The 13,472-nt window shown below is 73.9% G+C and carries 11 protein-coding genes; 2 read left to right on the top strand and 9 right to left on the bottom strand.

Features of this window, described 5'->3' with window-relative positions:
* Positions 1-31: 31 nt before the first annotated feature.
* The 3 genes from ACFRQN_RS23600 to pdhA are packed head-to-tail and all read right to left on the bottom strand — an operon-like array spanning position 32 to position 3,621.
* The gene (locus tag ACFRQN_RS23600) at positions 32-1,477 is read right to left on the bottom strand and encodes a dihydrolipoamide acetyltransferase family protein (protein ID WP_380741890.1); all 1,446 of its coding nucleotides are present in this window, start codon (positions 1,475-1,477) and stop codon (positions 32-34) included.
* A 15-nt stretch (positions 1,478-1,492) separates the two neighbouring features.
* Positions 1,493-2,467, bottom strand: coding sequence for an alpha-ketoacid dehydrogenase subunit beta (locus ACFRQN_RS23595; RefSeq protein ID WP_049658928.1), 975 nt, complete (start codon positions 2,465-2,467; stop codon positions 1,493-1,495).
* Entirely contained in the window at positions 2,467-3,621 is a 1,155-nt protein-coding gene (gene pdhA / locus ACFRQN_RS23590; protein ID WP_049658931.1) for a pyruvate dehydrogenase (acetyl-transferring) E1 component subunit alpha, read from the bottom strand. Before pdhA ends, ACFRQN_RS23595 begins: the two co-directional genes overlap by 1 nt.
* A 426-nt stretch (positions 3,622-4,047) precedes the next feature.
* On the opposite strand from pdhA, the gene ACFRQN_RS23585 reads away from it, so the two are divergent.
* Both ACFRQN_RS23585 and ACFRQN_RS23580 read left to right on the top strand, forming a co-directional pair.
* On the top strand, positions 4,048-4,707 hold the full coding sequence (locus ACFRQN_RS23585; RefSeq protein ID WP_074001879.1) for a response regulator transcription factor: 660 nt from the start codon (positions 4,048-4,050) through the stop codon (positions 4,705-4,707).
* Positions 4,708-4,771: 64 nt separating this feature from the next.
* Positions 4,772-5,872, top strand: coding sequence for a phosphotransferase (locus ACFRQN_RS23580; RefSeq protein WP_234348650.1), 1,101 nt, complete (start codon positions 4,772-4,774; stop codon positions 5,870-5,872).
* Positions 5,873-5,891: 19 nt separating this feature from the next.
* Here ACFRQN_RS23580 and ACFRQN_RS23575 read toward each other — a convergent pair whose 3' ends face one another.
* From ACFRQN_RS23575 to ACFRQN_RS23550, 6 genes are all read right to left on the bottom strand, one after another.
* Positions 5,892-7,610, bottom strand: a complete 1,719-nt coding sequence (locus ACFRQN_RS23575) for a protein kinase (protein ID WP_380741887.1) — start codon at positions 7,608-7,610, stop codon at positions 5,892-5,894.
* Between the two features lie 112 nt (positions 7,611-7,722).
* Complete coding sequence (locus ACFRQN_RS23570; protein ID WP_380741885.1) at positions 7,723-9,156, bottom strand: protein kinase; 1,434 nt, start codon at positions 9,154-9,156, stop codon at positions 7,723-7,725.
* Between the two features lie 302 nt (positions 9,157-9,458).
* On the bottom strand, positions 9,459-10,073 hold the full coding sequence (locus ACFRQN_RS23565) for a bacterial proteasome activator family protein (RefSeq protein WP_198959330.1): 615 nt from the start codon (positions 10,071-10,073) through the stop codon (positions 9,459-9,461).
* 290 nt (positions 10,074-10,363) lie between these two features.
* Positions 10,364-11,152: a hypothetical protein gene (locus ACFRQN_RS23560; RefSeq protein WP_380741883.1), complete on the bottom strand. Its 789-nt coding sequence runs from the start codon at positions 11,150-11,152 to the stop codon at positions 10,364-10,366.
* A gap of 149 nt (positions 11,153-11,301) precedes the next feature.
* Complete coding sequence (locus ACFRQN_RS23555) at positions 11,302-12,279, bottom strand: NAD(P)H-quinone oxidoreductase (RefSeq protein ID WP_049659602.1); 978 nt, start codon at positions 12,277-12,279, stop codon at positions 11,302-11,304.
* 100 nt (positions 12,280-12,379) lie between these two features.
* Complete coding sequence (locus ACFRQN_RS23550) at positions 12,380-13,441, bottom strand: TrkA family potassium uptake protein (RefSeq protein ID WP_117488713.1); 1,062 nt, start codon at positions 13,439-13,441, stop codon at positions 12,380-12,382.
* Positions 13,442-13,472: the final 31 nt, after the last annotated feature.

Genomic DNA, 13,472 nt, shown 5'->3' with positions numbered 1-13,472 from the left:
GGAGGGCCCCTTCTTCGGTACTACCGGGCCGTCAGCCCCAGGTGATCAGGCGCTTCGGGCGCTCCAGCAGCGCGGCCACGTCGGCCAGCACCTTGGAGCCCAGCTCCCCGTCCACCAGGCGGTGGTCGAAGGAGAGCGCGAGCGTGGTCACCTGACGCGGGACCACCTTGCCCTTGTGCACCCACGGCAGTTCCCGGACCGCGCCGAAGGCCAGGATGGCGGCCTCGCCCGGGTTGAGGATCGGGGTGCCGGTGTCGACGCCGAAGACGCCGACGTTGGTGATGGTGATCGTCCCGCCCTGCATGTCGGCCGGCGAGGTCTTGCCCTGACGGGCGGTCTCGACCAGCTCGCCGAGCGACGTGGCCAGCCCCGAGAGGGTCCTGGACCCGGCGTCCTTGATGTTCGGGACGATCAGGCCGCGCGGGGTGGCCGCGGCGATGCCGAGGTTCACCTGGCCCTTGAGGACGATCTCCTGGGCCGCCTCGTCCCACTGGGAGTTGATCCCGGGGTGCCGCTTGATCGCGGTGAGCAGCGCCTTGGCGACGATCAGCAGCGGGCTGACCCGGACGTCCCGGCCCAGCTCGCCGCTCTCCTTGAGCCGGCGGACGAACTTCATCGTGCGGGTCACGTCGACCTGCACGAACTCGGTGACGTGCGGGGCGGTGAAGGCCGAGGCCACCATCGCCTGCGCGGTCGCCTTGCGGACGCCCTTGATCGGCACCCGGACGTCGCCCGCGCCGGACACCGGCGCCTGCGGCGCGGCCGACTCGGCCACGGCGGTCTCGGCCACCGGCGCCACCGGGGCCGCCGGGGCCGCCGGAGCGGCCTGGGCGGCGGCGTGGGCGTGCACGTCCTCGCGGGTGATCACGCCGTCCCGGCCGGTCGGGGTGACCGCGCGCAGGTCGACGCCGAGGTCCTTGGCCAGCTTGCGCACCGGCGGCTTGGCCAACGGCCGCTCCCCGGACGGTACTTCGGCGACCGGGGCCGGAGCCGCGGGCGCCGGTGCGGCGACCGGGGCCGGGGCGGCGGCCGGAGCCGGCCTGGTCGCGGCGACCTTGGTGGTGGTCGTCCGCCGGGCCCGGCGCTGGCTGCCGCCGGTGCGCGGGCCGTACCCGACCAGCACCTCGCGCCGCTCGGGCTCGGGCTCCTCGGCGGGAGCCGGAACCGGCGCCTGGGCCGGCGCCGCGGCGGGGGCGGCCGGAGCCGCGGCACCCGCCTCCCCGGCGACCGCGATCGAGATGATCACGGTGCCGACGTCGACCGTCGCGCCCTCGGGGAAGTGCAGCGTCTCGACCACCCCGTTGAACGGGATGGGCAGCTCCACGGCCGCCTTGGCGGTCTCCACCTCGCAGACGACCTGCCCGTCGGTGACGGTGTCACCGGGCTTGACGTACCAGCTGAGGATCTCGGCCTCGGTGAGGCCCTCGCCCACATCGGGCATCTTGAACTCGCGGAGCGAGCGAACTTCGGTGGTCATCTTCGCTCCCCGGAGTCAGTACGCGAGCGCGCGGTCGACGGCGTCGAGCACGCGGTCCAGGTCGGGGAGGAAGGCCTCCTCGACCCGGGACGGCGGGTACGGCGCGTGGTAGCCGCCGACCCGCAGCACGGGTGCCTCCAGGTGGTAGAAGCACTTCTCGGTGAGCCGGGCGGCCAGTTCGGCGCCCATGCCCAGGAAGACCGGTGCCTCGTGCACCACGACGGCCCGACCGGTGCGCTTGACCGACGCCTCCAGGGCGGCGAAGTCCACCGGGGAGAGCGAGCGCAGGTCGACGACCTCCAGCCGGCGGCCGTCCTCCTCGGCGGCCGCGGCGGCCTCCAGGCAGACCTTGACCATCGGCCCGTACGCGATCAGCGTCAGGTCGGTGCCGGGCCGGACGACCCGGGCCTCGTGCAGGCCCAGGTCGGCGGCGTCGCCGACCTCGCCCTTGTCCCAGTAGCGGCGCTTGGGCTCCAGGAAGACGACCGGGTCGTCGGACTCGATCGACTGCCGCAGCATCCAGTGCGCGTCGTGCGCGCTGGACGGGGTGACCACGCGCAGACCGGCGGTGTGCGCGAAGTACGCCTCGTGCGACTCGCTGTGGTGCTCGACCGCGCCGATGCCGCCCGCGTAGGGGATGCGGATGGTGACCGGCATCTTGACGTGCCCGAGCGCGCGGGCGTGCATCTTCGCCAGCTGGGAGACGATCTGGTCGAAGGCCGGGTAGACGAAGCCGTCGAACTGGATCTCCACCACCGGGCGGTAGCCGCGCAGCGCCAGGCCGATCGCGGTGCCGACGATGCCGGACTCGGCCAGCGGGGAGTCGATCACCCGGTCCTCGCCGAAGTCCTTCTGCAGGCCGTCGGTGATCCGGAAGACGCCGCCGAGCTTGCCGATGTCCTCGCCCATGAGGAGGGTCTTCGGGTCATTCTCCAGCGACTTGCGCAGCGCTCCGTTCAGCGCCTTGGCGATGCTCAGCTGACCGGCCATCAGTGGGTCTCCCCCGCCTCGAAGGAGGCCGCGTACTCGACGTACTCGGCCCGTTCCTCATCGACCAGCGTGTGCGGCTCGCTGTACACGTGGTCGAAGATCAGGGTCGGGTCCGGGTCCGGCATGCCGCGCACGCCCTCGCGCACCCGCAGCCCCAGCTGCTCGCTCTCGGCGTCGACGGCGGCGAAGAACTCCTCGTCGGCCAGGCCCTCCTTCTCCAGGTGGGCGCGGAGCCGGGAGATCGGGTCCTTGGCCTTCCAGGCCTCGGTCTCCTCGGTGTGCCGGTAGCGGGTGGGGTCGTCGGAGGTGGTGTGGGCGCCCATCCGGTAGGTGAACGCCTCGATCAGCACCGGGCCGTTGCCGTTGCGGGCGTGGTCGAGCGCCCAGCGGGTGACCGCGAGGCAGGCCAGCACGTCGTTGCCGTCGACCCGCACGCCGGGGAAGCCGAAGCCGGAGGCGCGGCGGTACAGCGGGATCTTGGTCTGGGTGGTGGTGGGCTCGGAGATCGCCCACTGGTTGTTCTGGCAGAAGAAGACCACCGGCGCGTTGTAGACCGAGGCGAAGGTGAAGGCCTCGTTGACGTCGCCCTGGCTGGAGGCGCCGTCGCCGAAGTACGCGATGACCGCGTCGTCGGCGCCGTCCTTGGTGATGCCCATCGCGTACCCGGTGGCGTGCAGGGTCTGCGCGCCGATCACGATGGTGTACAGGTGGAAGTTCTTCTCGTTCGGGTCCCAGCCGCCGTGGTTCACGCCGCGGAACATGCCGAGCAGGTTCAGCGGGTCGACGTCGCGGCACCAGGCCACGCCGTGCTCGCGGTAGGTGGGGAAGGCGTAGTCGCCGGGGCGCATGGCGCGGCCGGAGCCGACCTGGGCGGCCTCCTGGCCGAGCAGCGAGGCCCACAGGCCCAGCTCGCCCTGGCGCTGGAGCGCGGTGGCCTCGCCGTCGAACCGGCGCACCAGCACCAGGTCGCGGTAGAGGGCGCGCAGCTCCTCGGGAGTGGTGGTGAGGGGGTAGTCCGGGTGCTCGACCCGCTCGCCTTCCGGCGTGAGCAGCTGGACGAGCTCCGGCTGGGCGTCCTTGCCCGTGGCGCGGAGGGTGTCAGGGACGCCGGGGGCCGCCTTCTTGCGGGCCCTCGCCGTGCTTTTGACGGTCACGTTCACTCCTCGGTCTGTCCGGCCGCCCGGGGTCGCCGGTGACCGGTCCGGTCACCGCCTCGCGGGGCGCGCGTGGGTGTGCGCTCCCACTGCGGGGCAGGTGGTGATCCTGTTCCGACGGCGTCCCTCACGAGAACGTTACCCAGCGTCCGCCCTCGACGCGCTTGCGCTAGGACGTCCTACTTGTTCAGGGCCTACAACCCCGAGGGTGCCGCGTTCGGCTCGCCGTCGGAAGGGTGGGGGTGACGGTCGGCGTGACGCAGCTCTCAATTCGAGCGCCTTCAGGACACCAGCGCACGTTATCCGGGCAGACGCCCGTACGTAAGGGGGTTCTCGGTATCGGTTTCGGACGGCTGTGGCCGGATCGCGTTGGTATGGAGGTCCGGGCGATAGGTCTTTCGTACGGTGTTATGGGAGGCTTTGGACGTGACTGATAACGGACAAATCAGGGTATTCCTGCTCGACGATCACGAGGTCGTCCGGCGGGGCGTGCACGATCTGCTCTCGGTCGAGGACGACATCGAGGTCGTCGGCGAGGCCGGCACGGCCGCCGAGGCGCTCACCCGGATCCCTGCGGTCCACCCGGACGTGGCGGTGCTCGACGTCCGGCTGCCGGACGGCAACGGGGTCGAGGTCTGCCGCGAGATCCGGTCCAAACTGCCGGAGATCAAGTGCCTGATGCTCACCTCGTTCTCGGACGACGAGGCGCTGTTCGACTCGATCATGGCCGGCGCCTCCGGCTACGTGCTGAAGGCGATCCGCGGCACCGACCTGATCACCGCCGTCCGGGACGTCGCGGCCGGCCGCTCGCTGCTCGACCCGGTCGCCACCAGCAGGGTGCTCGCCCGGCTGCGCGACGGCGGGGAGAAGGAGGACGAACGGCTCGCCCAACTCACCAAGCAGGAACGGCGGATCCTCGATCTGATCGGCGAAGGTATGACAAATCGTCAGATCGGCAACGAGTTGCACCTGGCGGAGAAGACGGTGAAGAACTACGTCTCCAGTCTGCTCGCCAAGATGGGCATGGAGCGGCGCACCCAGGCGGCCGCCTTCGTGGCGCGGCACCAGGCCGACCACCAGTACTGATCCGGCCCTTCACAGAACTGACGGTTTGTCAAGGGCCCCCACAAGGGGGCCATAACCTCTGCACGTGACTTTCAGCCAGACCCTTGCCTGCGCACCGGCCCGCCCCGATCTCTCCGCACCACCGATGGGGACCCTCAGTCCCCCCGTCCCGGGGGGTGCGCTCGCCGAGGTCCTGGCCCGCTACCGGGTCGGACGGCCGCTGACCACCGAACCCGTCGCCGAGGGCCTGTTGAACCGGGGGTACCTGGTCACCACCGAGGCCGGTCCGTACTTCCTGAAGTGCTACGTCGACTCCGCCACCGCCAGCCGTCCGAAGATCCTCGCCCACCACCGCGCGATGGCCGCGCTGAACACCCTCGGCCTGCCCGTCGCACCCCCGCTGGCCTGCGCCGAACGGTCCGGCACGGTGGCCGCCTGGGGCGGCCGACTGTTCGCCCTGTTCCCCTGGGTCGAGGGCCGGCACCGGCACGGCGACGAGCTCGACCCGTCGCAGTGCGACGCGCTCGGCACGCTGCTCGGCCGGCTGCACGGCGCGCTCGACGACGTCTGCGCCCCCCTCGAACAACCCGCCGGGTACCGGAGCGCCGACCCCGTCGACAGCGCCGCACTCGCCCGCGACCTGCGGCGCCGCGCCCGGGAGCACCAGCCGGCCGGGGAGTTGGACGCCCTCGTGGTGGAACGGCTCACGGAACGGCTGGAACTGCTCGCCGAGCACGCCCACCGCCGCCCCGCCCCGGAGGCCGCGCCGCCCACCGGCTGGACCCACGGCGACTTCCACGGCCTCAACCTGCTGTACGAGGACGACCCGCGGGGCGGCCGGGTGGCGGCCGTCCTGGACTGGGACAAGCTCGGCCCGCAGCCACGCGCCGAGGAGGCGGTCCGGGCCGCCACGCTGCTCTTCAACGACCGCTCGTCCGGCGCCCTCGACCTGGTCCGGGTCCGCCGCTACTCCCAGGCCTACCGGGCCTCCGGGGCGGCCACCGCCGAGCACCTGGCCGCCGCCGTCCACCGGGTCTGGTGGGAGCGGCTGAACGACTTCTGGATGCTGCAGTGGCGCTACCAGCGGGCCGACCACCGGGCCGACCCGCTCTACCCCGCCTCCGCGGGCCAGCTGGCGTGGTGGTGCCAGGAGTACGAGCAGGTCCTGGACGCCTTCGCCAACTGACCCGCCGCCGCCGACCGGGTCAGGGGGTCGGCGGCACGACCGGGATGGACGGCTTCGGGTCCGTCGGCGGCTTCGGCGACCCGGTGCCGGGGCCCGCGGTCTGCGGCGGCGCCGTCGTGGGCGGCGCCGTCGTCGCGGGCGCCGTCCCGGTCGGCGTGTGGCTGGCCGTCCCGGTCGGCGTCGGGGTCGGGGTGTGCTTGCCCGTGTTCGGCGACGGCGACATGTTGTTGCCGCTGTTCCCGTTGTTGTTCCCGTTGTTGTTGCCGGGGTCGGTCGGCTGCTGCGGCTTCTTGCTGCCGGAGGCCGAGGCCGGCGGGGTCGCCAGGCCGCTCTGGGACGGGGGCGCGGTCGTCTCGGTGCTGGTGGCCGCCGGGGGCTGCGGCGAGATGTCCGAGTGGCCGGTGGGCTCGCTGCCGCTGAGCGCGAACGCGATGCCCGCACCGGCCGCGACCAGCACGGCGATCGCGCCGGCCACCCAGGCCCAGGGCCCGCGCCGCCGGCCGGGGCCGTCGTCGTCCCCGCCCGCACCGGTACCGCCGCCGTACGGGCCGCCGGCCGCCGGGTAGGGCGAGGAGGGGGTGTGCGGGCCGCCCGTCGAGTACGGCAGCACGGAGGTCTGGTCGGCCGGGCCCACCGCGCCGAAGGCCGCGGTCGCCGCGGCCTGGTCCGGCCGGAGCACCTGGGTCGCGCCGGTGTCGACCGCGGCCCCGCCGGCCCAGGCGGCCCCGCCCGCGCCGTGCATCTCGCGCAGCGCGTGCTGCACGTGGGCGCGGAACTCGTCGGCGTCCTGGAAGCGGTCGTCCGGGTTCTTGGCGAGCGAGCGCAGCACCAGCGCGTCGAGGCCGGCCGGCACCCGGCCGTTGGCCTGCGAGGGCGGCACCGGCGGGTCCTGGACGTGCTGGTAGACCACCGACAGCGGGGTGTCGCCGGTGAACGGCGGTCGCACCGTGAGCAGTTCGTAGAGCATGCAGCCGGCCGCGTACAGGTCCGAGCGGTGGTCGACCGGCTTGCCGAGCGCCTGCTCGGGCGAGAGGTACTGCGGGGTGCCCATGACCATGCCGGTCTGGGTCATCGTGGTGGCCCCGCCGGTCAGCGCCCGGGCGATGCCGAAGTCCATCACCTTGACCGCGCCGGCGTTGGTGATGCTCACGTTGGCGGGCTTGATGTCGCGGTGGACGATGCCGCTGCGGTGGCTGTAGGCGAGCGCCTCCAGCACCCCGGCGATGATGATCAGCGCCTGGTCGACCGGCGGCGCCTCCTCGTCCGCCAGCAGCTCGCGGACGGTGCGGCCCTCGACCAGCTCCATCACGATGTACGGCGTGGACTCGTCCCCGTCGTACTCCTCGCCGGTGTCGTAGACCGCGACGATCGAGTGGTGGTTGAGCGCCGCGACGGCGTGTGCCTCGCGGGTGAAGCGCAGCCGGGCGACGTCGTCCTGGGCCAGCTCGCCACGCAGCAGCTTGACCGCGACGGTGCGGCCGAGCCGCACGTCCTCGGCGGCGAACACCTCGGCCATGCCGCCGCGCCCGAGCCGGTAGGTCAGCCGGTAACGGCCGTCCCCGACGGTGCTCAGCGGCACGGCGGTGCCACGGCCCGGGGTGTGCGGGCCGCCCGTGGCGACCGGCGGCAGCGCCGAGGTCGGGGCCTCGCCGCCGGGCTCGGGAATCCTCGGGGTTCCGCCGGTCCGGCCGACCGCCCGGACACCCGCGTCGTCGTCCGGCTGCTGCGTCTGTGCCATCGCTCCTCGCCCCGGGCGTTCGCTCGGATCGCGGTGCCCTGTCGCTTACGTATCCCCGAACGCTACCGCCTCCGGCGGACGACCGTGGTACCCCCGAACCTGCCGGAAACCGTCAGAGCAGGCCATTCCGGTCGGCCGGGAGGTCGAGGACCAGCACGTCGGCGGGACGGTCCGCGTGGCTGAACTTGCCGCCCGTCTTCTCGTCCGCCTTGTTGACCACGATCGCGATGATGATGCCCGCGAGCACCAGCACGCCGACGATGATCCCGATCACGACCACGGCCGTCGAGCAGCCGCCGCCGCTGGTGGGCGCCTTCGGCTGCTGGTACGGCGGCATCGGCTGCGGCGGCGGGGTGTGCGCCCCCTGCTGGAGGTACTGCGGGTGCGGCGTGTGCGGGGCCTGCGGCCGCGGGGTCTGGTACGCGGGCGGCGGGGTCTGGTACTGCTGCCCGCCCTGCTGGAGGTACTGCGGGTGCGGGGTGTGCGGGGCCTGCGGCTGCGGCGTCTGGTAGGCGGGCGGCGGCGTCCGGTACTGCTGGGCCCCCTGCTGGAGGTACTGCGGCTGGGGTGTCTGCGGGGCCTGCGGAGCGGCGTGCACCGAGCGCGGGCCCTCGTTGATCACCAGCGGGGTGCTGGCCTGCAGCCGGTGCCCGTTGTCGCCGCCCTTGGTGGCCGCGATCAGCCGCTCCGCCTCGTCCCGCATCGCCGCCGCGCTCTGGAACCGGTGCGCCGGGTCCTTGCGCAGCGCCTGGGCGACGAAGGCGTCCACCTCGGGCGTGATCGAGCGGTTGAGGGTGGAGGGGGCCGGCGGCTCCTCCTGGACGTGCTTGTAGGCGATCGAGAACGCCGAGTCCCCGTCGAAGACCAGCTGCCCGGTGATCATCTCGAAGAGCATCACGCCGACCGAGTAGAGGTCGGAGCGGGCGTCCACCGGCTTGCCGAGCGCCTGCTCGGGCGAGAGGTACTGCGGGGTGCCGACCACCATGCCGGTCTGCGTCATCGACGTGACGCCGGATTCCAGCGCACGGGCGATGCCGAAGTCCATGACCTTGACGTTGCCCTTGCGGTCGAACATGACGTTGCCGGGCTTGATGTCGCGGTGCACCAGGCCCATGTCGTGCGAGGCCTCCAGCGCGTTCAGCACGCCGACGGTGACCTTCAGGGCCTCCTCGGCCGGCATCGCGCCGTACTGGCCGACCGCCTCGTTGATCGCCTCGCGCAGGCCGTTGCCGTCGATCAGCTGCATCACGATGTACGGCGTGCTGGAGCCGTCCGGGGCGATGTCCTCGCCGCTGTCGTACACGGTGACGATGTTCGGGTGCTCCAGCCGGGCCACCGCCTGGGCCTCGCGGCGGAACCGCTCCTTGAACGAGTCGTCCCGGCCCAGCTCGCTGTGCATGCTCTTCAGCGCGACCTGCCGGTCCAGCACGCGGTCGTGGGCGAGGTGCACGGAGGCCATGCCGCCCTCGCCCAGCAGCCGCTGCAGCACATAGCGGCCGTTGCCCAGGGAGAAGCCCTCGACCGCCGCGTTGCCGTGCTCGCTCATGGTCCTCTGCTCCCCCTCGGCGCGGCCGTGCTCGCCGCAACCTGACGTTCGGTCTCGTCCGTGCGTGGTGGGCCCGGCCCGCTGGCCTGGCGGGCCCCTGCCGCGGCGGTTCCACCGGCCGGCGACAGGGGCCAGGGTATCGGCTCGCGCCGACGGTGATCGGTCCAGGGCCGGGGCCGGTCCCGGCCCGGGGGCCGCCCGGCCCGGCGGCCCGGGGCCGGGGAGGATCGTCGTGGTACGTCCGGTCCGACCGCGGTCCGGGCGGCCCGGAGGCGCCTACCGGCGGGTACCGCCGGGTGCGGCTACAGGTAGGGGCCGGAGCGGATGCCGCGGCCCTGGCCCGGCTCGTCCTCGTCCGGCTCGCCGCTGTGCAGCCCGGGCGGCAGCGCCCGCCGCATCTGCTCCAGCTGCGCCCGCGCCGCCATCTGCTGCGCGAACAGGGCGGTCTGGATGCCGTGGAACAGGCCCTCCAGCCAGCCGACCAGCTGGGCCTGGGCGATCCGCAGCTCGGCCTCGGTCGGGATGGTGTCGTCGGTGAACGGCAGCGACAGCCGCTCCAGCTCGGCGACCAGCTCCGGAGCCAGCCCCAGTTCGAGCTCCTTGATCGAGCTCGCGTGGATGTCCTTCAGCCGGACCCGGCTCGCCTCGTCGAGAGGCGCCGCCCGGACCTCCTCCAACAGCTGCTTGATCATGCTGCCGATGCGCATGACCTTGGCGGGCTGCTCGACCATCTCGGTCACCGGGAGCTCGCGCGGCACGTCGCCCTCGTCGTCCCCGTCCCCAGCCGCACCGGCGAACCCCTGGCCCACGGGCAGCCCGTCCGGTCCGACGATCAGCACCTTCTGGCCGTCCTGCGACTGCCCGCCGCCGGCCCGGAAGGGCTCCTGCGACGGGCGCTCGTTCATCGGATTCGTCATGAACAACATTCTCTCTCACTGGGGTTGGTCGGGCGGAAGCCCCCGGTCGTCCCGCCGTCCTGCGCCACCCGTGACGACGCTACGCCTCCGGACGCCCTGCGGGAATCCGTACGGATACTCAGTTCCCGCACCCGGTCCGCCGACCGGCCACCGGCCGCCCGGCGACGGCACCCCGGCCCCGCGCACGGCGGTCCGCCGCTCCGTGGCCGCCGAAACCCCGGGCCCGCTCCGGGCGCGCCGCGCCCCCGGCCCTTGCGCCGCCGCAGCAGCGACACCGGCGCTGGCGGGACTCAGTCCTTGCGCAGCCGCAGGCCGACCAGTCCCAGGCCGCAGCCGATCAGGCCCAGGCCGACGCCCAGCGGGAGCTGGGTGGTGGAGGCGTCCTGCCAGCGGGCGGGGAAGAGCGCGGGCACCCCGGCCACGGCCGCGACCGGCTGTCCGGCGACCGCCTCGGCCGTGTTCGCCGCGGCCGGGTCCGGGACGGCGGCCGCGCCGGGGGCCTCGGCCTCCGCGGCGTCCCCGTCGGCCTCCGGCTGCTCGGCCCCGACGGCCTGGTCCGGGGCCTCTTCCGGGGTCTGCTCGGCAGCCTGGTCGGGAGCCTGCTCCGGGGCCTGCTCGACGGCCTGGTCGGCGGCCTGGTCCGGCAGCTGCTCGGGAGCCTGGTCGGGGGCCTGCTCCACGGCGGCGTCGGAGCGCTCGGGCAGCGAGGCCAGGTGGTGCCGGTGGGCCTGCGGGGCGTTGCCGGCCGGGTGCGGACGCGGCAGCGGTCGCCGCGGCGGCGCGGCCACCGGCCCGGGGACGCCCGGTTCGTCGTCGGCTTCGTCGTCCTGCTCGGCGGCCGGCCCACCGCCCGGCTCGGCACGCGTCCCCGCGTCCGGCGAGGGATACGCCGCCGGCAGGGGGAGCGCCCCCGGCGAGGGCAGCGCCACCGCCGCCGAGGCGGCGGCCAGCGGGAGCGTGAGCCCCAGCACGGCCGCCGCGAACAGCCGCTGGGCGCGACCCGGAGAACGGCGGGACGGACGACGGTGGTGCGGCGCGACGGGCAGCGGCCCGAGGGATGCGTGCGGAGATGCGGCCACGGTCGGAGTCCTTCCGACGGCCGACGGCGCCCGGGGGCGGGATCGGCGGCGGGACTGCTCCGGACCAGATTCGCACGCGCCCGCCGTTACGGCATTTCGGGCAATTCACACCCGTCCGGCCGCCGCCCCACCACCGGGGTCCCCCGTGCTCAGGCCCGCAGCACGACCTTCCCGACCTGCTCCCCGCGCTCCAGCACCCGGTGCGCCTCGGCCACCTCGGCCAGCGGCAGCACCCGGTCCACCACCGGCTTCACCACCCCGGACTCGACCAGCGGCCACACGTGCTCCCGCACCGCCGCCACGATCGCCGCCTTCTCCGCCAGCGGCCGCCCGCGCAGGTTGGTGGCGATCACCGCCCCGCGCTTGCGCAGCAGCGTGTTGAGGTCGAGCTCGCCCTTCACCCCGCCCTGGAGTCCGATGATCACCAGCCGCCCGTTGACCGCCAGCGCGTCCACGTTCCGCTGGAGGTACTTGGCGCCCATGATGTCCAGGATCACGTCCGCCCCGGCCCCGTCGGTGGCCTCCCGGAGCACCTCGACGAAGTCCTGCTCGCGGTAGTCGATCAGGATGTCCGCGCCCAGCTCGGCGCAGCGCGCCAGCTTCTCCGGGCCGCCCGCGGTGACCGCGACCCGGGCGCCGACCGCCTTGGCCAGCTGGATCGCCATCGTCCCGATCCCGCTCGCGCCGCCGTGCAGCAGCACCGTCTCGCCGGGCCGCAGGTGCGCGGTGAGGAAGACGTTGGACCAGACCGTGCAGGCGACCTCGGGCAGTGCCGCGGCCTGCTCGGCGGACAGCCCCGCGGGCAGCGGCAGCAGCTGCCCGGTCGGCACCGCGACCCGCTGCGCGTAGCCGCCGCCGGCCAGCAGCGCGCACACCTCGTCGCCGACCGCCCAGCCGGCCACCCCGGGCCCGAGCGCGACGATCCGCCCGGCGCACTCCAGCCCCGGGTAGGGCGGGGCGCCGGGCGGCGGGTTGTAGAAGCCCTGCCGCTGGAGCAGGTCGGCGCGGTTGACGGCGGTGGCCGCCACCTCGACCAGGACCTCGCCCTCGGCGGGGACCGGGTCGGGCACCTCGGCCCAGACCAGTGCCTCGGGACCGCCGGGTACGGGAATCGTCATCGCATGCATGCCCCGAACCTACTGCGGGCGGGGGCGGTTCCACGGCGCGGCTCAACCGGTCGGCGCGGCTCGACCCGTGGGCGACGCTCGACCCGCCCGTGGGCGCGGCTCAGCCCGTCGGCGCGGCCGCGCTGGACTTGATGACGATCACCCGGTCGGTGAGCTGGAGCACGGCGGCCTCCGGCTCGGTGTAGTTGAGCACCCGTCGGCCCCGGACCACCGCGACCACCAGGTCCGCGCACTCGCGCGGGCTGTGCCCGGCCTCGGCCCGGGTGACCGGGCGCTCCACCACGTCCAGCCCGTTGCCGTACGTCAGCAGGTCCTCCATCACCGCCCCGGCGTGCGGGCTGAGCATCGACAGCCCGAGCAGCCGCCCGGCCGAACTGGAGCTGGTCACCACGACGTCGGCGCCGCTCTGCCGCAGCAGCGGCGCGTTCTCGTCCTCCCGTACGGCGGCGACCACGGTGGCGGCCTTGTTCAACTGGCGGGCCGTCAGCGTGATCAGCACGGCGGTGTCGTCCCGCTCCGGCGCGACCACCACCCGCGCGGCGGTGGGCAGCCCGGCGCGCACCAGGGTGTCGGTGCGGGTGGCGTCGCCGACCACCCCGACCAGGCCGTGCTGGGCGGCGGCGTCGACCACCTTGCGCTGCGGGTCGACGACGACGATCTCCTCCTTCTTCACCCCCTGCCCGATCAGGGTGTCGACGGCGCTGCGGCCCTTCGTCCCGTAGCCGATGACGACGGTGTGCTCGCGCACGGTGGACCTCCAGCGGTTCAACCGCCATTGCAGGCGGGTCCGTTCGGTGAGCACCTCCAGGGTGGTGCCGACCAGGATGATCAGGAACACCACGCGCAGCGGGGTGATCACGAAGATGTTGGTGAGCCGGGCGCCGTCGCTGAACGGGGTGATGTCGCCGTACCCGGTGGTGGAGAGCGTCACGGTGGCGTAGTACGCCGCGTCCAGGAAGCTCAGCCCGCCGCCGGCGTTGTCGTTGTAGCCGTCCCGGTCGAGGTAGACGATGAACGTGGTGGCGACCAGGACGGCGAGCGCCAGCAGCAGCCGGGAGCCGACCTGCCGCACGGCGGGCTCGGCCCGTCGGGCGGGCAGCACGATCCCGGCGTCCGCCCACGGCTCGGTGCCGGGCGCGAGGTTGCGTCGGATCCGGCTCATGCGCCCACCCCGGCGGCCCCCGCGCCGGCCG

It is taken from the genome of Kitasatospora sp. NPDC056800 (assembly GCF_042789775.1).
In the GTDB taxonomy this organism is placed as follows: domain Bacteria; phylum Actinomycetota; class Actinomycetes; order Streptomycetales; family Streptomycetaceae; genus Kitasatospora.
Note: the sequence above shows the minus strand (reverse complement) of the source record. Positions and strands in the feature narration are given on the sequence as shown.